Origin of the sequence: Corallococcus praedator (assembly GCF_003612125.1) — a bacterium.
In the GTDB taxonomy this organism is placed as follows: Bacteria; Myxococcota; Myxococcia; order Myxococcales; family Myxococcaceae; genus Corallococcus; species Corallococcus praedator.
Window position 1 is genome coordinate 22,018 of the sequence record NZ_RAWI01000011.1, and the last position, 17,695, is coordinate 39,712.

Consider the following 17,695-nt stretch of genomic DNA (forward strand, 5'->3'; position numbering starts at 1 on the left):
GGCGTTCAATGGCGGCTCCTTCAAGGAGGAGCAGGCCCATGGAATGGCTCGAATTCAAGCGCTGGTCTCCGGAAGTGCAGCACGCGCTGGCGCTGCAGGCGGCCCGGTTGGGACAGACGGCGATGCACACCGAGCCGCCGCGGCAGTCCGCCGCGATGCTCGCCGCGCACCGCCTCTGCACGCTGCTGCGCCAGTACCCGCGCACCAACCCCTGGGGCCACCCCGCCTCGGAGTGCTGAGCACCGGGAGGCCCCGGCCCGTCCGTGTCATCCACGGGCGGGGCCGGAGCACCGGGCGTCTCAGCCGTTCCTGGGGGTCCACTCCACCGGCAGGTGCTGGATGGCGCGGATGGTGAGGTTCTGCATCGTCCCGAAGTCCGGGTTCGGCGCGAGCCGCATGTCGGGCAGCTGATCCAACAGGAGGTTGGTCGCGATGAGCGCCTCCTGCCGGGCCAGGGGTGCGCCGATGCAGAAGTGGATGCCCCGGCCGAAGCCCAGGTGCGAGGGGTGGTGGCGGGAGATGTCGAAGCGATCCCCGTCCGCCAGCAGCGCGGGATCCCGGCTCCCCGACGCGTAGAGCAGCAGCAGCCGCGAGCCCGCGGGCAGCGTGACGCCGGCGAGCTGCACCTCCTCCGTGGTGGTGCGGATCATCCCGTGCGACACGGAGTCGAAGCGCAGCGTCTCCTCGATGAGGTGCGGCACCAGCGAGCGGTCCTCGCGCAGCCGCTGCCAGAGGCCGGGCTGCAGCAGGGCCTGCTTCCAGCACTGGGCGAGCAGCGCGGTGGTCGTCTCATGGCCCGCCGCCAGCAGGCTGCCGGCGATGGCGATGATGAGCTCCGGCAGCGTGAGGGCCTCGCCGTCCGTGTCGGTGGTGACGAGGTAGCTGGCCAGGTCGTCGCTCGGCTCGTAGCGACGGGCGGCGATGAGGCGGGCGACGTAGTGCTGGAAGGTGACCCAGCTACGCGCGAGCGGCGGCTGCTCCTCCGCCGGGACGCGCGTGAAGATCATCCGGAAGAAGTCGTCGCACCAGTGCTTGATGTTGGCCATGTCCTCCTTGGGCACGCCCACCATGCCCAGGATGACCCGCACGGGCAGCGGGTACGCCAGTTGCGTCACCAGGTCCGCCTTGCCCTGGTGCACGAACGCGTCGACGAGTTCCTGCGCGACGGCGCGGATGGGCCCTTCCTGCGCGGCGATGCGCTGCGCGGAGAAGCCCCGTCCCATCAGCTTGCGCAGACGGTTGTGCGTGGGAGGATCCGAGTTCAGCAGGCTGTCGGCCAGCGGGTAGCCCTCGGCGAGCACCGCCAGGGTCTCCGGCGCCAGCACCGAGCCCACGTTGCCCATGTCCGCCGACGAGAAACGTGCTGGGTCCTTCAGCACGTGACAGATGTCGTCGTAGCGACTGACCAGCCACATCCCCAGCATGGGGTTGAAGCTGACGGGCGCGTCCCGTCTGAGCTCCGCGTAGAACGGGTGGGGATCCTCGACGTGAGGCCCCGAGAACGGATTGTACTGGGCGCCCAGATGGGGGCACTTCATCGCGCTCGGCGCCCGGTTGCCGTGCGCTTCAGGTCCAACGACTCCAGACTGCGCTTCTGACTTCACTGCTTCCGCCGTGTTGCTCACCGTGAGCTCCCTCCCAGGAGTGCCCCCCACGGCGGACGACTCTATCCCGACCTCACAGGTTCACTCAGCGAGTCTTGTCCAACCCACTTGACTGGTTGTGCGGGTGTTTCAAGACCCTTGTTGAGACACGGGCTAAGACATCGCCTGGCGGCGGAGGACGGTGCGCTCCACCTTGCTCATGGCATTGCGCGGCAGTGTTTCAAGGGCGACAAAGCGGGTGGGCACCTTGAAGCGCGCGAGCGACTGACGGCACCACGCGTCCAGGTCCTCGGGGAGCGGGTGGCCGGGGCGCGGGACGACGAAGGCCACGGGGACCTCGCCCCAGTGGGGGTCGGGCACTCCGACGACCGCGGACTCCGCGATGGCCGGGTGGTTGGCGAGCACGGCCTCGATCTCCGCCGGGTAGAGGTTCTCTCCGCCGCGCACGATGAGGTCCGTGCGGCGCGACAGCAGCGTGAGGCGCCCGCGCTCATCAAGGACGCCCACGTCCCGGGTTCGCAGCCAGCCGTCGTGGAGGGCCTCGTTCGTGGCTTCGGCCTGGTTCCAGTATCCGGCCATCCGCGTGGGGCCACGCACCTCCACGTCCCCCTCCTGGCCCACGTCGAGCAGTGCGCCGTCGGTCCCGACGATGCGCACCTCCAGGCCCGGCAGCGGCGGGCCCGCGGTGCGGCCATCGGCTTCGTCGGGCCGCTCCGTGGTGACCTGGGAGCAGGCTTCGGTGAGGCCGTAGGTCTGGAGGGCTCGCAGTCCGGCGGCCCGGGCCCGGGTGAGGAGGGCCGTGGGGACGGGACCGCCTCCAATCAACGCGAACCGGAAGGTGTCCGGCAGCCTGCGGTCCGCGCGCGCGTCCAGCACCCGCTCCAGCGTGGTGGCGACGAAGCTCGCGTACGAGGCGCCTTCGGTGTCGATGGCGCGGTTGACGGCCTCCGCGTCGAAGCGCTCGTGCAGGAGCAGGCAGCCGCCTTCGTAGGCGGTGCGCGTGAGCATGGCGAGGCCACCGACATGGAACAGGGGCAGCGTGCCCAGCCAGCGGGGTGAGGGATGCGCTCCCAGGTTCGCCGCGGAGGCCCGGCAGGACGCGCGGAAGGCGCCCTCCGTGAGCACGGCGCCCTTTGGACGGCCCGTCGTCCCGCTGGTGAAGAGGATGACCCGGGGCGTGTCCTCCTCCCAGGCCCGGAGGGGCGTGGGAGATGCGGTGGCGGCTTCCGGAAAGGACTCCAGCGACAGCGAGCCGGAGAGGCGATCCCCCAGGGAATCGAGCGCCAACGTGAGACGGGGCGCGACGGCGTCCACCAGGGGTTGCAGCTCCGCGCTCGTGAGCCTTGCGTTGAGCGGCGCGAACACCGCGCCCACCCGGCCCAGCGCCCAGAAGAGGAACGTCACCATGGGGTGGCTTGTCGACAGCAGCGCCACGCGATCGCCCTGCCCTACCCCTCGCGCCTCCAGCGCCGCGGTCCAGCGCGCCACCTCCGCGTCCAGCGTGCGGTACGTCCAGGACTGGCCCATGAAGCGCAGGGCTTCCGCTTCGGGGTGCCGCTGCGCGCCTTCGCGAATGGGACAGGTGACTCGCATCGTCAGGTGACTCCGAAGGTCCAGGCACCGCGTGCGAATCGCCGGGGCCCTGCTTCCTCGTGCCGGGGCATTGCCGCTTCGAGTGCATGATCGAAGCGCATCGTCGGTTGGCTCCGAAACGCTCCGATGGCCCGGTGCCGCTGCGCGCCGTCGTGGAGCAGGCAGCGGCAGCGCAGCTTCACGGCACTCCGAGCAGCTCCGGCGTCAGCCCCAGGCCCGGCACATCACGCAGACGCAGGAGGCCGTGCTCCGGTCGATAGGGATGGTCGAGGGGTTCGTCCGCGAAGAGCCGCCCCACCGCGAGCCCGGAGGCAAGCTCGCCCGACGGCAGCGCGGAGGCCAGGTGCGTCGCACCGGCCCGGGCCACCACCCCGTCGATGGAGCTGGTCACGTAGGCGTGCATGCCCAGCCGGGCCGCGCGCAGCGCCACGACCATCGAAGGCAGCAGCCCTCCGAGCACCATCGGTTTGATCACCACGGCGCCCACCACCGGCCCGCCCCCCAGGTCCATCGTGAGGAGCGCGCGCACGGCCGCGGGGTTGGCCAGCGTTTCATCCGCGGCGATGATGCACGGAGCCCGGCGCTGGACCCGCCACAACGCCTGGAGGTCTTCGGGCGGCGTGGGCTGTTCCACCAGCTCCAGTTCGTACCAACCCAGGCGATCCAGGGCGCGGTTGGCCTCGGGCTCGGTCCACCCGCCGTTCGCGTCCAGCCGCAGTCGCACCCGGGGACCCACCGCGTCGCGGACCGCCTTGACCCGCGCTTCGTCGGCGTCCAACGGGCGGCCGGACACCTTCACCTTCAGCGTCTGGAAGCCCTCCGCCACCGCATCCCGCGCCTCCTGGGCCAGCGCCTTCGGATCCTCCGCGCCCAGGAGCGCGTTCACCAGCACCTCCGGCCGCGCCTCCTCCGCGAGGAGCCAGCACAGGGGTACGCCCTTGCGCTGCGCCAGCAGGTCCAACAGCGCCAGCTCCAGGCCGTGCTGCGCCGCGGGGGCGTGCTCCTCCGGATCCCCCGAACGGATCTTCGCGCCCAGGGGCCGCAACATGTCGCTCGGCGAGGGCACGAGGGTCGCCTCGATGCCTTCGATGCTGTCATCCAGCGACTGGCCCTGGAGGGCGTCCAGCCATCCGCGCAGCACCTGATGCGTGGTGGCCAGGGACTCCGTGCCGAACTCCGGCAGGGGCATCGCCTCGCCCTGCCCCACGCGGCCTTCCTCATCCCTCAGGCGCACGATGAAGCCGTCGCGCGTGGCGTAGGTTCCCCTCGCCGTCTTCAACGGGCGGGCCAGCGTGAGCCGCAGGGGGGTGAGCGTCGCCTCGGTGATGCGCATGACGCTCCTTCAGCGCAGGAAAAGGCCCAGCGCGAACAGCAGTCCAAACACGAGTTGCAACTTCGCCGTAGCCCCCAGCGCGGGGTTGAGCGCCGCCCCTTCCGACTTCAACATCAGCTTCAAGGGCGTCACCACCAGCGGCAGGCTCAAGAGCGGCAGGAACACCCAGGCGCTCGCCAGGCCCTTGGCGAACAACACGAACGGCGTGGCGTAGGAGGCCACCAGCAGCAACACGTACTCCGCCCGGCCGAAGCCCGCGCCGAAGCGGACCACCACCGTGCGCTTGCCGGCCTTCACGTCCGTGCTCGCGTCGCGCTGGTTGTTCACCACGATGAGGCACGTGCCAATGGCGCCCACCGGCAGCGACGCCCACCACGCCGCGGGGCCCACCACGCCGGCCTGCACGTAGTACGTGCCCGTCACCGCGACGATGCCGAAGAAGATCAGCACGAACAGGTCGCCCAGCCCGTGGTAGCCCAGAGGATACGGGCCGCCCGTGTACGCGTAGCCGCACAGGAGCGACATCGTGCCGATGGCCACGATGGGCCAGCCGCCCACCCAGACCAGGTACACGCCCACCAGCGTCGCCAGCGCGAAGCACGTGAGGCCGCCCAGCAGCACCGTGGCGGGCGCGATGAGCCCGCTCTGCGTGACGCGCTTGGGCCCCAGGCGCTCTTCCGTGTCCGCGCCCTTCTTGAAGTCGTAGTAGTCGTTGATGAAGTTGGTGCCGATCTGGATCAGCACCGCGCCCACGAGCGCCGCGAGCGCGGGCAGCCAGCGCCCCACGCCTTCACCGTACGCCAGCGCCGTGGCCACCAGCACCGGCACCGCGCCCGCCGTCAGCGTCTTCGGGCGCACGGCCATCAGCCACGTCTTCAGCGTGGGCCGGGGAGGAACGATGTCGGAAGGACTGGAAGCCAGGGTGCTCACGAGTGGGCCGCCTCACGCGCCAGGATGGCGGGTTCGAACTGGGGGGCTTCGTACCAGGGCGTCTGGAGGAACGAGAGCACTTCCCGCACGTACTCCTCCGGGGCCTCCAGGTGGGGTGCATGCGCGCTGCCCGCGAAGGCATGGCGCCACACCACCGGCAGCTCCGCCGCCATGCGCCGCGCCAGGTTCGTGAACTTCGCGTCCTGATCTCCGGTGAGCAGCAGCGTGGGCAGCCGCTGACGGTGCAGCGACGGCCAGTAGTCCGGCTGCACGCCCAGACCCAGGCACTCCAGCGCCCCGGCCAGGCCTTCCGTCGTGCACGCCTTGCGGCGCTCCCGCAGCGCGTCCTGCTGCGGCGCGGGCAGGCGGCGCAGCCCGTCGAAGAGCGGCAACGCTTCCCACCGCTCCACGAAGGCGTCCACGCCCTTGGTCCGGATGAAGCCCGCGAGCTTCGCGTCCGCTTCTCGCCGCTCGGACCGCTCCTGACGGCGGTGCAGGCCCGGCGAGCCGCTTTCCATGATCAACCGACCGAAGCGCTCCGGCGCCTGCACCGACGCGGCCAGCGCCAGCCGCGCGCCCTGCGAATAACCGAGCAGGTCCACCGACTCCGCGGCTCCGCCCAATTCGCGCGCCAGTTGGACCACCGCGTCCACCGTCTCCAGGAAGCCGTCGCGCCCCGTCTTGTCGGGCAGCGGCGTGCGTCCGTGGCCGGGCAGATCCACCGTCACCACGCGCACGGAGCGACCGATGAGCGGGCGCAGGTGATCGAACGAGGCGCCGCTGCCGGTGAACCCGTGCAGCGCCAGCAGCGTGTGGGGACCTTCGCCCCAGGTGTCATACGCAAGCTTCACACCCATGGTCCTTCTCCCAGTGCGGTGGCCATCCGCGCGAAGAGGTTTCGATGCTCGTCCACGTTGGTGGCCCGGTCGACCTGGACCTCCACCAGGTGGAAGCCCCCCTCCAGCCCCGTGCGCACCGCCGTGCGCAGGGCCGAGGGCGTCGTGGGGCGATGGAACCGGGCCCCGGCGAGCGCCGCCGCGTGCGACAGGTCCACGCCGTGCGGCGTTCCGAAGAGCGCCTCGAATTCGTCCGGCTTCGCCGTCCGGGCCAGCGGCAGGAACGAGAAGATGCCGCCCCCGTCGTTGTTCACCACGACGATGGTCAGCGACACCCGCGCCCGCGCCGCCGTCACCAGCCCGCCCACGTCGTGCAGCAGCGCCAGGTCGCCGGACAACAACACCGCGGGCCGTCCCGCCGCCGCGGCCACGCCCGCCGCGCTGGACACGATGCCGTCGATGCCATTGGCGCCGCGGTTCGCCAGCACGCGCAGCGGCACCCCGCCCCCTTGCGCGAAGGCGTCCACCGCGCGGATGGGCATGCTGCTGGACACGAAGAAGAGCGCTCCGGCCGGCAGCGCCGCCACCACCTCGCGCGCCAGCCGGGGCTCGGTCAGCACGTCGGGGCGCTCCGCGAGCGCGCTCTCCAGCGCGCGACGGGCCACGTGTTCGGCGGCCATGAAGCCCTGGGCCCAGCGGCCGGCGCCCCGCGACAGGCCTTCCGTCAGCGCGCGACACGCGAGCACCGCGGAGCCCTCCACCACCACCGAGGCCCGGTGCGGCGGATCATACAGCGCGCCCTCGTCACTGAAGACGATGAGCTCCGCGCTGGAGCCATCCATCCACTGCTGCGGGGACTTGGGCGTCAGCCCGCCGCCGAAGCGGAGGATCAGCTCCGGGGCATGCACCCGCGTGAAGGGCTCGTGCCGCAGGAGCGCGTCGTAGAGCGACACCGTCAGGGGGCCGCCGCCATAGCGCGCCTGGGACGCCGCCTCCGCCAGCACCGGGTAGCCGGTCGCGAGACTCAGCGCGGTGATGGCCTCCGCGAAGCCGTCGTCCTCGTCGCGCGGGCCGCAGATGATCACCCCCCGCTCGGTGGCGGCGATGCGCGCGCGCACGGCGTCCAGCCCCGAAGCCTCCGGCATCCGCGACGGCGGCAGGATGCGGGTGAGCGGCGCGTCCGGACGCCCCTGCCTCGCGAGCGCCGTCAGGTGCTCCGCGCCGAAGTCCTGGGCGACGGGCGCCAGGGGCTCGCGGAACGGGACGTTGAGCTGCACGGCGCCCCGGGGCGCGCGGCAGGCGGTGTTCACCGCGCGGGCGGCCGTGGCGCGCAGGTGCGCGATGGCGCCGCTGTGCGACTCGGGCAGGCCCACGTCCGCGAACATCCGCGCGAACTCGCCGTAGAACCGCGCCTGCGGCACCGTCTGCGGCGCGCCCCAGCCCTGCAGCTCCAGCGGCCGGTCCGCGGTCAGCACCACCAGCGGCACCTGGGCCATGGCCGCCTCGATGACGGCCGGATAGAGGTGCGCGCCCGCCGAACCGCTCGTCGCCACCACCACCACCGGCTGCCGCGAGTGCTTCGCCATGCCCAGCGCGAAGAACCCCGCGCTGCGCTCGTCGATGACCGACCAGGTGCGCAGGCCCGGCGTGTGCGCGCACGCGAGCGCCAGCGCCGACGAGCGCGACCCCGGACACACCACCGCGTGCCGGACCCCGCCACGCACCAGCTCTTCCAACAGGGCGCGCGCCCACAGCACGTTGAGGTTAGCGTCGGACGACATCGCCGCCCCCGAGCGCGCGCAGCATGGCCAGACTCTTCATCTCGGTCTCCCGCCACTCGGACTCCGCGCTGGAGCCCGCGACGACGCCCGCGCCCACGAAGAGCCGGGCATGCGCGCCGCGGACCAGCGCCGAGCGCAACGCCACCACCAGATGCGCACGCCCCGGTCCCACCCAGCCTACCGGCCCCGCGTACCAACCCCTGTCCAGCGCCTCGTGCTCCACCAGGAAGGACAGCGCGAGTTCCCTCGGCGCGCCACCCACCGCCGGTGTGGGATGCAGCGCGGTGACGACCTGCGCGGTGTCCACGCCCTCGCCCAGCCTCGCGCGGATGCCCGTGCGCAGGTGCATTACGTTCTTCAGCGCGAGCACCGACGGCTGCGCGTCCGCGGACACGCTCGCCGCCACCGGCTGGAGCGCCTGGAGGATGTAGCGCACCACCGCCGCGTGCTCTCGCTGGTCCTTGTCGCTGGCATCCAGCGCCACCTCCGCGCCCGGTGCCGCCGAACCCGCGAGCGCCTCCGTCTCCAGCACGCGCCCGTCCACCCGGCACAGCGTCTCCGGCGTCGCGCCCAGGAAGCCCGTCCCGTCCGGCGCGCGGAAGAGGAACGTGGCGCAGCGCGGATTCTGCTCACGCAGGCGCGCCAGCACGTCCACCACGTCGAACGGCTCCGGCCCTTCCGCATCCATCGCCCGCGCCAGCACGACCTTGTGCAGGGGGCCCGTGCTGATGGCCTCCACCGCCCGGTCCACCAGCGCCTCGAAGTCCCGCCGCGACGACGACGTGCGCAGCGCCACCGGCGCGCCCTGCGCGTGGCGATAGCCTTCCGGGAAGGACGCCCGCACGCGCTCCAGCCGCGAGCGCACCGTGTCCTCACCGCCCTGCGCTTCGGTGGCGAAGGCCGCGACGTACAGCGCGTTGTCCTCGCGCCACACCAGCACCTCCGGCAGCGTCCAGCGCGCGAGCCCGTGCGAGCGCCAGGCGCCGTCCACCTGCCCCGTGGGGCTGAAGCGCATGCCGCCGAACCAGGGCCCCGGCATGCGGGTGGGCACGGGCCCCAGCCACCGCACGCTGTCGTGCCCCAACGCGCCCAGCACCGAGGGAAGCTCCGTCGCCACGTGCGCCTCGCGCACTCCTGCCTCGCCCCAGCCCGCCGCCGCCTCGCGATCCACCGGCCGCTCCCAGTAGAGGGAGGGAACGCCCAGGCTTCCAGCCCCCGCGAGCGGATCCACTCCCGCCAGGAGCATCATCCCGGCGACCCAATGCGGGCCCTCAGCGGGACTGAGCGGCGTCATCAGCAGTTCTCCTAGTGGCTCCGCGAGCCATCACCTTCGATTGTCTTCTAAGCGATCTCGGCTATACATGCACCAAGGAGTTCAAAACCGCTTGAACTCCGCCGACCGGAGGAGCCGCCGTGGGAGGCCAGCAACCAGACGACCCAGCCGCGCGGCGTGAGCCGGGCGCACACCGCGTCCTTCGCGCAGCGCGTCCCGAGGGCAGCCGGGTCCAGGTGGGCGGCGTGGAGGTGGGCGGCCCGGGCTTCGTGGTGATGGCGGGGCCGTGCGCGGTGGAAGGCACGGAGCAGCTGGAGCTGACGGCCAGGGCGGTGGCCCACGCGGGCGCCCACCTGCTGCGCGGCGGCGTGTTCAAGCCCCGCACCAGCCCCTACGCGTTCCAGGGCATGGGCGAGCCGGGGCTCAAGCTGCTGGTTGACGCAGGCCGCCGTCACGGGCTGCCCATCATCAGCGAGGTGATGGAGACCGAGCAGCTGCCGCTGATGGCGGAGCACACGGACATCCTGCAGGTGGGCGCGCGCAACATGCAGAACTTCGGGCTGTTGCGCGCGCTGGGCCGGCTGCGCAAGCCGGTGCTGCTCAAGCGCGGGCTGTCCGCCACGGTGCAGGAGTGGCTCAACGCCGCCGAGTACATCCTCGCGGGCGGCAACGAGCAGGTCATCCTGTGCGAGCGCGGCATCCGCACCTTCGAGACCGCGATGCGCAACACGCTGGACCTGGCCGCGGTGGCGTGGGCGAAGGAGAAGTCGCACCTGCCCGTCATCGTGGATCCGTCGCATGCGACGGGCCTGCCGTCGCTCATCACGCCCATGTCGCTGGCGGCGGCGGCGGCGGGCGCGGATGGACTGTTGATTGAAGTCCACGCGAAGCCGGAGCAGGCGTTATGTGACGGGCAGCAGGCGATGTCGCCCGAGGATTTCGCTTCGTTGATGCGACGGCTGCCCGGCGTGCTCGCCGCGGTGGACCGTCACCTTTGGACGCCGGAAGGTCCGGCACAGATTGCAGGGGCGCGATGAGCACCGAAGTCCGTCAGATGTTCTCCTCCATCGCCACGCGCTACGACGTGACGAACGAAGTCCTCTCCTTCGGCGTGCACCGGCTGTGGCGGCGCACGGCGGTGAAGCTGAGCCAGGCGAAGGAAGGCAGCCAGGTGCTCGACTGCGCCACCGGCACGGGTGACCTGGCGCTGGCGTTCAAGCGCAAGGTGGGCCCCACCGGCCGCGTGGTGGGCACGGACTTCTGCCCGGAGATGCTGGAGAGCGCGCCCGCCAAGGCGGCCAAGGCTGGCCTGGAGGTGGAGTTCCAGGTGCAGGACGCGATGGCGCTCACCCTGCCGGACAACACCTTCGACGTGGCGTCCATCTCCTTTGGCATCCGCAACGTGGATGATCCGGTGAAGTGCCTGCAGGAGATGGCGCGCGTGGTGCGCCCGGGTGGCCGCGTGGTGGTGCTGGAGTTCGGCCAGCCCACCGGCGCCTACGGCGCGCTGTTCCGCTTCTACAGCAAGACCATCATGCCGACGGTCGGCGGTCTGCTGACGGGCAACCGCGCCGCGTATGCGTACCTGCCTCGCACCGCCGCGGCCTTCCCCGCGGGCGAGCGCTTCCTCTCCCTGATGGACCAGGCCGGCGCCTATTCTGAGCGCGCCGCCCACCCCCTGCTGTTTGGAACCGCCTACGTCTATGTCGGAACCGTCCGCTGAAAACCGACGCCACCTCGTCGCCCAGGTCGTCGCGTCGGTAGACCCCAGACTCCAGCAGGCGCTCCAGGGGGCCCTTTCGTCCCCGGGGCCCTGCCCCCGACCACGGGACACCCAGACCGTGGTCATCGCCGGTCATCGCGCCGCCGGCAAGACGCGCCTCCTGCCGCTCGTCTCGAAGCTGCTCGGGCGCACCGGGTTGGATCTGGACTCGGAGCTGGAGCGCCGTCACGGGCGCGCGCTGCGGACCTGGGTCGCGGAATCCCCCTCCACCTTCCGCGCCGCCGAACGCGAGACCCTGGGCATCCTGCCCGGGGGCAGCGTGGTGTCCGTGGGCGGAGGCTTCCTGTCGCACCATCCGGACGCACTTCAGGGCCACTTCACGCTCGTCGTCCCGGTCACCTTCGACACCTACCGCGAGCGGCTGACGGCGGACACCACCCGGCCTCGCCTGCGCGCGGATGTTTCGCTGGAGGAGGAGCTGCACTCGATGTTCCACGAGCGCGAATCCCTCCACGCCCGCGTTCCCACCATCTCCCTGGCGGACTTCCTCCGGGGCTGCCTTGCCCAGGAGTCCACGTGAGGGCCACCCGGCGCGTCATCACCCTGCCCCCCACCCTCACTGGCGCGGAAGCCGTGGCCTTCGCGCGCGACGGTCTGCGCCGGGGCGCGGACGTGGTGGAGGTGCGGACCGACCTGCACGCCCCCGACGCCATCGACCCGGAGGCCCTGGCCGGCGTGATGCCGCTGCTGGTCTCCGAGCGCGGCAAGCCGCTCCCCACGGACTGGGTGAAGGCCGCGTGGCGCGTGGACCGGGACGTGGAGCGCGCCAATGATCTGGATGCGCCTCCGGGCCGCCTGCTCGCGTCGCACCACGCGGAGGGGCCGCTGACGACGGCGGAGGCGCTGCGGCGCTGGTCCCGTCCGCTTCCGGCGGATGCGCTGGTGAAGCACGTGGAGCCCATGGACGTGCCCTCGGACCTGGAGGGGCTGCTGGAGACGCAGCGCCAGCTTTCGGCCCGGTTCGGCGCGGAACGCGTCACCGTGCTGGGCATGGGGCCGGTGGCGCTGCCGGCGCGCGCGGTGCTCTCTTCGCGCAACGGGCTGGAGTACGTGGCGATGGGCGGGGCGTGGACGGCCGCGCCGGGCCAGCGCCTGCTGGACGACGTGGTGCGCGAGCACCGCAAGGCGAAGGGGACGGACACGCCGCGCCTGGGCATCCTGGGCACCGCGATTCCCCACTCGCGCTCGCCGCGGATCCACCGTCAGCCGTTTGATCGCATCGACCTGGCGGAGGGCGCGCCGGTGGAGGCGGTGGTGGATTCGCTGCTGCCGCACTACGCGGGCTTCGCCGTCACCAGCCCCTTCAAGATGCGGCTCGCGCGGCACACCGGTTCGTCGCTGGAGGCCATCAACACCCTGGTGCGCCGGGGCTCGCGGTGGGAGTCCTTCAACACCGACACCGAGGGCGCCCGCGCGGTGCTCGAGCGCCTGGGTTCGACGTCGGTGTCGGTGCTGGGCGACGGTGGGTCCACGCAGGCCCTGCGACTGGTGGCGACAGAACAGGGTCTTGCCCTGCGGGTCGTGCGCCGCGCCGAGGTCCTGGCCCCGCTGACCGGGGACTGGGTGTGGACGTGGCCAGACCGGGTGGCCCCGCCCGAAACCCTGCGATTCGAGGGGGCGCGAGTGGCGGTGATCGCATACGGTGCGCCCGGCCGGCGCGTCGCCGCGGAGATTGTTAGCCGCGGGGGCACCCCTCTCCTGCTCGGTGCGGCGTGGTTCGTCGCCCAGGCCCGGCGGCAGCGACAACTCTGGGAAACGGCGACATGAATACTTTTGGCACCCTCTTCCGGCTGACGACCTTCGGCGAAAGCCACGGCCCCGCGCTGGGCTCCGTCCTGGACGGCTGTCCCGCGGGCGTCCCGCTCACGCGCGACCTGCTCCAGGCGGCGCTGGACCGCCGGCGTCCCGGGCAGTCCGCGCTCGTCACCGCGCGCAACGAGCCGGACAGCGTGGAGATCCTCTCCGGCGTCTTCGAGGACAAGACGCTGGGCACGCCCATCGCGGCCATCGTGCGCAACACGAACCAGCGCTCGCAGGACTACAACCAGCTGGCGGCCGTGGACCGGCCCGGCCACGCGGACGCCGTCTGGCGCGAGCGCTACAAGCACCGCGACCACCGGGGCGGCGGCCGCACCAGCGGGCGCGAGACGCTCTGCCGCGTCATCGGCGGCACCATCGCGGAGGCGTACCTCGCCCGCGACCTGCCCACGCTGAGCACCGTCGCCTACGTGTCGCAGGTGGGTGAGCTGGTCGCCTCCGTCCCGGCGCCGGGCCTCACGCGCGCGCTCGTGGACGCGCACCCCACGCGCTGCCCGGACGTCACCCTGCGCGACGAGATGTCACGACAGATCCTCGCCGCGAAGGAGGCCGGGGACAGCCTGGGCGGCGCCATCGACGTGCGCGTGGAGGGCCTGCCCGTCGGTCTGGGCGAGCCCATCTTCGGCAAGCTGAAGGCGCTCATCGCGCAGGCGCTGGGCAGCATCGGCGCCGTCACCGGCGTCGTCTGGGGCCCGCCGGATCTGCTCCAGCGCATCGGGCAGCCCGGCAGCCAGTTCCACTCCGTGAAGGACGCGTACGGCGGCATCCAGGGTGGCCTCGCCAACGGCGAGCCCATGCAGGTGCGCGCCTTCTTCAAGCCCCCCGCGACGCTCGCGGATCACGCCAAGGGCGGCCGACACGACCCGTGCATCATGCCCCGCGCCGTCCCGGTGCTGGAAGCCATGGTGTCGCTCGTCATCGCCGACCTCGTCCTGCAACTCAACGCCCGGCCCCACTCCGCATGAGCTCCCTTCCTCCCGGTGCCTATCGCCCCCCGGCTGACCGCTGGGGTTCCTTCACGAAGCTCGCCTCCCGCCTGCCCGAGGGCAGCGTGGCCGTGGTGGACCGCACGGTCGCGCGCTTGCATCCCACGCTCATCCCCACGCTGGAGGCCCGCTCGCCGCGCGCCATCATCCAGCTGGTCGGCGGTGAGCGCGCCAAGAGCATGGCCTCCCTGGAGAAGGTGCTCGCGGGCGGGCTGAACCTGCCGCGCTCCGGCACGCTCGTCGCCGTGGGCGGTGGCACCGTGGGCGACGTGGCCACGGTGGCCGCGCACCTGCTCAAGCGCGGCGTGCGGCTGGTGCAGGTGCCCACCACGCTGCTCGCGGCGGTGGACAGCAGCCTGGGTGGCAAGGGCGCGGTGGACCTCACCGTGCGCGGCCGCGTGGTGAAGAACCCCGCTGGCGTCTTCCACTACGCGGATGAGACGTGGCTGTGCCCGGAGCTGTACGCCACGCTGTCCGACGCACAGGTGCGCGAGGGCTCCATCGAGGCGTGGAAGATGGTTGCCTCGCTGGATGCGGGCCTCTTCAAGCGCTACGTGCGCACGCCGCCCGCGCTGGAGAAGCTGGTGAAGGACGCGCGCGGCCTGAAGGAAGGCATCTGCGCGAAGGACCCCTACGAGCACCAGGGCCTGCGCCGCGTGCTCAACTTCGGCCACACCTTCGGCCACGTGCTGGAGAGCCTGTCGCGCTTCAAGCTGTCGCACGGCGACGCGGTGGGCCTGGGCATCCTCTGGGCGCTGGATGTGGGCCGGCACCTGGGCATCACCCCGGAGCCGGTGGCGCACGAAGTGGAACGCGCGCTGACGCGGGGCCCGGGCGTGCTGGGCCGCGACCACGCCGCGGAGCTGTCCCGCCGCGAGTCGCTGAAGGACGTGGCCGCGCTCCTGGACGCCGACAAGAAGGCCGGCGCGAAGGGCGAGCTGCGCATGGTGCTGCTCACGGCCGTGGGCACCGCCGAAGTCGTCGATGTGATGCCGAAAACCTGGCGCGCCCTGTGGCCTGCCTGGACCCGAGGAGCCCGCCCTTGAGCCATGCCTCGCCGAGCCGTCTCACCGTCGACCCGAGCGCCCTGAGCGCCTCCCTGCTCACCCCGCCCGTGTCGAAGTCGGACGCCCAGCGAGCCCTGGTTCTGGGACACCTCACGGGTGCCTGGCCGTTGCCGTCGGTGCAGGCGGAATCCGACGAGGACCTCCCCGCCGACGTGCGCGTGCTGCGCCGGGGCGTGGAAGCCCTGCGCCTGCCCCCCGGCCCCGTGCGCGACGTGGACTGCGCGGACGGGGGTGCTCCGTTCCGCATCCTCGTCACCCAGGCCGCGGTGACGCCCGGGGCCCGCGTGCGCTTCACCGGCACGCCCCGCCTGGGCGAGCGGCCCCATGGCCCGCTCTTCACGTCGCTCAAGGAGGCCCTGGCCGCCTCGGGCCTGACGCTCACCGAAGGCACCCCATGGCCGGTGGAGCTGCACGCGCCCCAGGACACGTCGAAGCTGAAGCCGGTGTTCCGCGTGCCGGGCGCGCAGAGCAGCCAGTACGCCTCCAGCCTGCTGCTGGGCTGCGCGGAGCGGTTCCTGCGCGAGCAGCGCGCGTGGAGCGTGGAGATTGAAGGCACGCTCACCAGCGCCGGCTACATGGACCTGACGGTGTCATGGCTGCGCCGCTTCGGCTTCACCGTGGAGCAGTCCGAAGGTCACTACGCCGTCACGGCGTATCAGGCCCCGGCTTCGGTGCCGTCGCTGCCCGGGGACTGGTCGTCCCTGGGCTACCTGGTGCTCATCGCGTGGCGCACCGGCGGTACGGTGGAGCGGGCCGAACCGGAGAGCGCACATCCCGACCAGGCGATCCTCCGGCTGGTCGCCGACGTGGGTTTGCGAATGGTCCCGGCAGGCGCTGCTAATACCTGGCGCTTCGAAGGCGCCGCGACCGGAGAGCTGCGCGCGACGGGCAAGGAGTGCCCGGACCTGCTGCCCACATTGGCGGCGCTCGCGTGCGTGTTGCCCCGGCCCACGACGCTGACGGATGTGGGCATCCTGCGGGTCAAGGAGAGCGACCGGCTGGAGGGCATCCGCTCCCTGGTGGCGGCCTACGGCGGCACCACCGAATTGACGGCCGGCCCCGAGGGAGAAGTGCTGCGCATCGTGCCTCCGGCGACGAAGCCCGCGCGCTTCGCCATGGACAGCCGGGGTGACCACCGACTGGCGATGTCAGCGGCCACCCTGTGTGTGCTGTCCGGGGTGCCCCTGGAACTGACGGGGCCGGAGTGCGTGGAGAAGAGCTTTCCGGGCTTCTGGCGGCAGCTCGCGCGTTCGGGCGTTCGCTATTCCTGAGCGGGGCGAAACGCCCCGAAGGTTCGCCTCTCGGACTTATCGTTCTTTTTTGTTGAAAGCGTCCGCCGCCCTGTGAAATCTCCGCCCATGCCCAAGGACACGCTGACGATCACCGACAATCGGACCGGGAAGACGTACGAGGTCCCGATCGAGAACGGCTGTATCCGGACCCCCGACCTGCGCCAGATCAAGACCGGTAGCGATGACTTCGGCTTGATGGGCTACGACCCGGCGTTCCTGAACACGGCGAACTGTAAGAGCGCCATCACGTTCATCGACGGCGACAAGGGCATCCTGGAGTATCGCGGCTACCCCATCGAGCAGCTGGCGGAGAAGTCCAACTTCCTGGAAGTGGCGTACCTGCTCCTGAAGGGCGAGCTGCCCACGGAGAAGGAGCTGGAGGTCTTCACCAACCTCGTCACGCACCACACGTACGTGCACGAGAACGTGAAGTCCTTCATGGACGGGTTCCGCTACGACGCGCACCCGATGTCCATGCTCGGCTCCACCGTGGCCGCGCTGTCCGGCTTCTACCCGGACGCGAAGAACATCCGTGACGAGCGCAGCCGCGAGATCCAGATCACCCGGCTCATCGCGAAGATGCCCACCATCGCCGCGTTCTCCTACCGGCACACGATGGGCCTGCCCTACGTCTACCCCAGCAACGAGCTGTCCTACGTCGCCAACTTCCTGACGATGATGAAGCACATCGGCGGGGCGTACAAAGTGCACCCGGTGCTGGAGAAGGCGCTGGACGTGCTCTTCATCCTCCACGCGGACCACGAGCAGAACTGCTCCACGACGTCCGTGCGCACGGTGGGCTCGTCGCAGGTGGATCCGTACTCGGCGGTCGCCGCGGGCGTGGGCGCCCTCTACGGCCCGCTGCACGGCGGCGCCAACGAGGCCGTGCTGCGGATGCTCCGCGACATCGGCCACGTGTCGAAGATCCCGGAGTTCATCAAGCAGGTGAAGGGCGGCGAGGGCGAGAAGAAGCTCATGGGCTTCGGCCACCGCGTCTACAAGTCCTACGACCCGCGCGCCAAGGTCATCAAGCGCGTGGCGGACGAGGTCTTCGAAGTCACCGGCAAGAACCCGCTGCTGGACATCGCGCTCGAGCTGGAGCGCATCGCGCTCGAGGACGAGTACTTCGTGAAGCGCAAGCTGTACCCCAACGTCGACTTCTACTCGGGCCTCATCTACGAGGCGATGGGCTTCCAGGCGGAGATGTTCCCCGTCCTGTTCGCCATCCCCCGCACGGTGGGCTGGTGCGCGCAGTGGGAGGAGATGGTCACGGACAACGAGCAGAAGATCGCCCGTCCCCGTCAGATCTACACGGGCGCCACCCGCCGCGACTACGTCGCCCGCGAGAAGCGCACGGGCGGCCAGAAGTAGCCGTCGCTTGAATCCCTGAAGCACGTCA

Annotated in this window: 16 protein-coding genes; 9 read left to right on the forward strand and 7 right to left on the reverse strand. The window is 71.5% G+C overall.

Annotation, left to right across the window (positions count from 1 at the left end):
- The first annotated feature begins 38 nt into the window (after positions 1-38).
- Positions 39-239, forward strand: a complete 201-nt coding sequence (locus D7Y13_RS02695) for a hypothetical protein (RefSeq protein WP_120530919.1) — start codon at positions 39-41, stop codon at positions 237-239.
- Positions 240-299: 60 nt separating this feature from the next.
- Here the strand turns inward: D7Y13_RS02695 and D7Y13_RS02700 are convergent, their stop codons facing one another.
- The 7 genes from D7Y13_RS02700 to D7Y13_RS02730 all read right to left on the reverse strand — a co-directional run bounded on the left by D7Y13_RS02700 (position 300) and on the right by D7Y13_RS02730 (position 9,371).
- Complete coding sequence (locus tag D7Y13_RS02700) at positions 300-1,538, reverse strand: cytochrome P450 (RefSeq protein WP_120530918.1); 1,239 nt, start codon at positions 1,536-1,538, stop codon at positions 300-302.
- A 219-nt stretch (positions 1,539-1,757) separates the two neighbouring features.
- Positions 1,758-3,197 carry an o-succinylbenzoate--CoA ligase gene (gene menE, locus D7Y13_RS02705; protein ID WP_120581806.1) on the reverse strand — a complete coding sequence of 480 codons (1,440 nt, stop codon included), beginning with the start codon at positions 3,195-3,197 and terminating at the stop codon, positions 1,758-1,760.
- 178 nt (positions 3,198-3,375) lie between these two features.
- Entirely contained in the window at positions 3,376-4,530 is a 1,155-nt protein-coding gene (menC, locus tag D7Y13_RS02710) for an o-succinylbenzoate synthase (protein ID WP_120581807.1), read from the reverse strand.
- A gap of 9 nt (positions 4,531-4,539) precedes the next feature.
- Positions 4,540-5,460 (reverse strand): 1,4-dihydroxy-2-naphthoate polyprenyltransferase, encoded by a 921-nt coding sequence (locus D7Y13_RS02715; RefSeq protein ID WP_120581808.1) that lies wholly within the window; start codon positions 5,458-5,460, stop codon positions 4,540-4,542.
- Entirely contained in the window at positions 5,457-6,317 is an 861-nt protein-coding gene (menH, locus tag D7Y13_RS02720) for a 2-succinyl-6-hydroxy-2,4-cyclohexadiene-1-carboxylate synthase (RefSeq protein ID WP_120581809.1), read from the reverse strand. The genes D7Y13_RS02715 and menH overlap by 4 nt, the downstream gene beginning before the upstream one ends.
- Positions 6,308-8,077, reverse strand: coding sequence for a 2-succinyl-5-enolpyruvyl-6-hydroxy-3-cyclohexene-1-carboxylic-acid synthase (gene menD / locus D7Y13_RS02725; RefSeq protein WP_120581810.1), 1,770 nt, complete (start codon positions 8,075-8,077; stop codon positions 6,308-6,310). The genes menH and menD overlap by 10 nt, the downstream gene beginning before the upstream one ends.
- The gene (locus D7Y13_RS02730) at positions 8,061-9,371 is read right to left on the reverse strand and encodes an isochorismate synthase (protein ID WP_120530912.1); all 1,311 of its coding nucleotides are present in this window, start codon (positions 9,369-9,371) and stop codon (positions 8,061-8,063) included. Before D7Y13_RS02730 ends, menD begins: the two co-directional genes overlap by 17 nt.
- 119 nt (positions 9,372-9,490) lie before the next feature.
- On the opposite strand from D7Y13_RS02730, the gene aroF reads away from it, so the two are divergent.
- The 8 genes from aroF to D7Y13_RS02770 all read left to right on the forward strand — a co-directional run bounded on the left by aroF (position 9,491) and on the right by D7Y13_RS02770 (position 17,667).
- Entirely contained in the window at positions 9,491-10,387 is an 897-nt protein-coding gene (gene aroF / locus D7Y13_RS02735; protein ID WP_120530911.1) for a 3-deoxy-7-phosphoheptulonate synthase, read from the forward strand.
- Positions 10,384-11,073: a bifunctional demethylmenaquinone methyltransferase/2-methoxy-6-polyprenyl-1,4-benzoquinol methylase UbiE gene (gene ubiE, locus D7Y13_RS02740; protein ID WP_120530910.1), complete on the forward strand. Its 690-nt coding sequence runs from the start codon at positions 10,384-10,386 to the stop codon at positions 11,071-11,073. Before aroF ends, ubiE begins: the two co-directional genes overlap by 4 nt.
- Positions 11,074-11,191: 118 nt before the next feature.
- Positions 11,192-11,653 carry a shikimate kinase gene (locus D7Y13_RS02745; protein ID WP_233595200.1) on the forward strand — a complete coding sequence of 154 codons (462 nt, stop codon included), beginning with the start codon at positions 11,192-11,194 and terminating at the stop codon, positions 11,651-11,653.
- The gene (locus tag D7Y13_RS02750; protein ID WP_120581812.1) at positions 11,650-12,900 is read left to right on the forward strand and encodes a shikimate dehydrogenase; all 1,251 of its coding nucleotides are present in this window, start codon (positions 11,650-11,652) and stop codon (positions 12,898-12,900) included. The genes D7Y13_RS02745 and D7Y13_RS02750 overlap by 4 nt, the downstream gene beginning before the upstream one ends.
- Positions 12,897-13,916: a chorismate synthase gene (gene aroC / locus D7Y13_RS02755; protein ID WP_120530907.1), complete on the forward strand. Its 1,020-nt coding sequence runs from the start codon at positions 12,897-12,899 to the stop codon at positions 13,914-13,916. The genes D7Y13_RS02750 and aroC overlap by 4 nt, the downstream gene beginning before the upstream one ends.
- Positions 13,913-14,983, forward strand: coding sequence for a 3-dehydroquinate synthase (locus tag D7Y13_RS02760; RefSeq protein ID WP_120530906.1), 1,071 nt, complete (start codon positions 13,913-13,915; stop codon positions 14,981-14,983). Before aroC ends, D7Y13_RS02760 begins: the two co-directional genes overlap by 4 nt.
- Complete coding sequence (locus D7Y13_RS02765; protein WP_120530952.1) at positions 14,980-16,275, forward strand: 3-phosphoshikimate 1-carboxyvinyltransferase; 1,296 nt, start codon at positions 14,980-14,982, stop codon at positions 16,273-16,275. Before D7Y13_RS02760 ends, D7Y13_RS02765 begins: the two co-directional genes overlap by 4 nt.
- A gap of 87 nt (positions 16,276-16,362) precedes the next feature.
- Positions 16,363-17,667, forward strand: coding sequence for a citrate synthase (locus D7Y13_RS02770; RefSeq protein ID WP_120530905.1), 1,305 nt, complete (start codon positions 16,363-16,365; stop codon positions 17,665-17,667).
- Positions 17,668-17,695 lie beyond the last annotated feature (28 nt).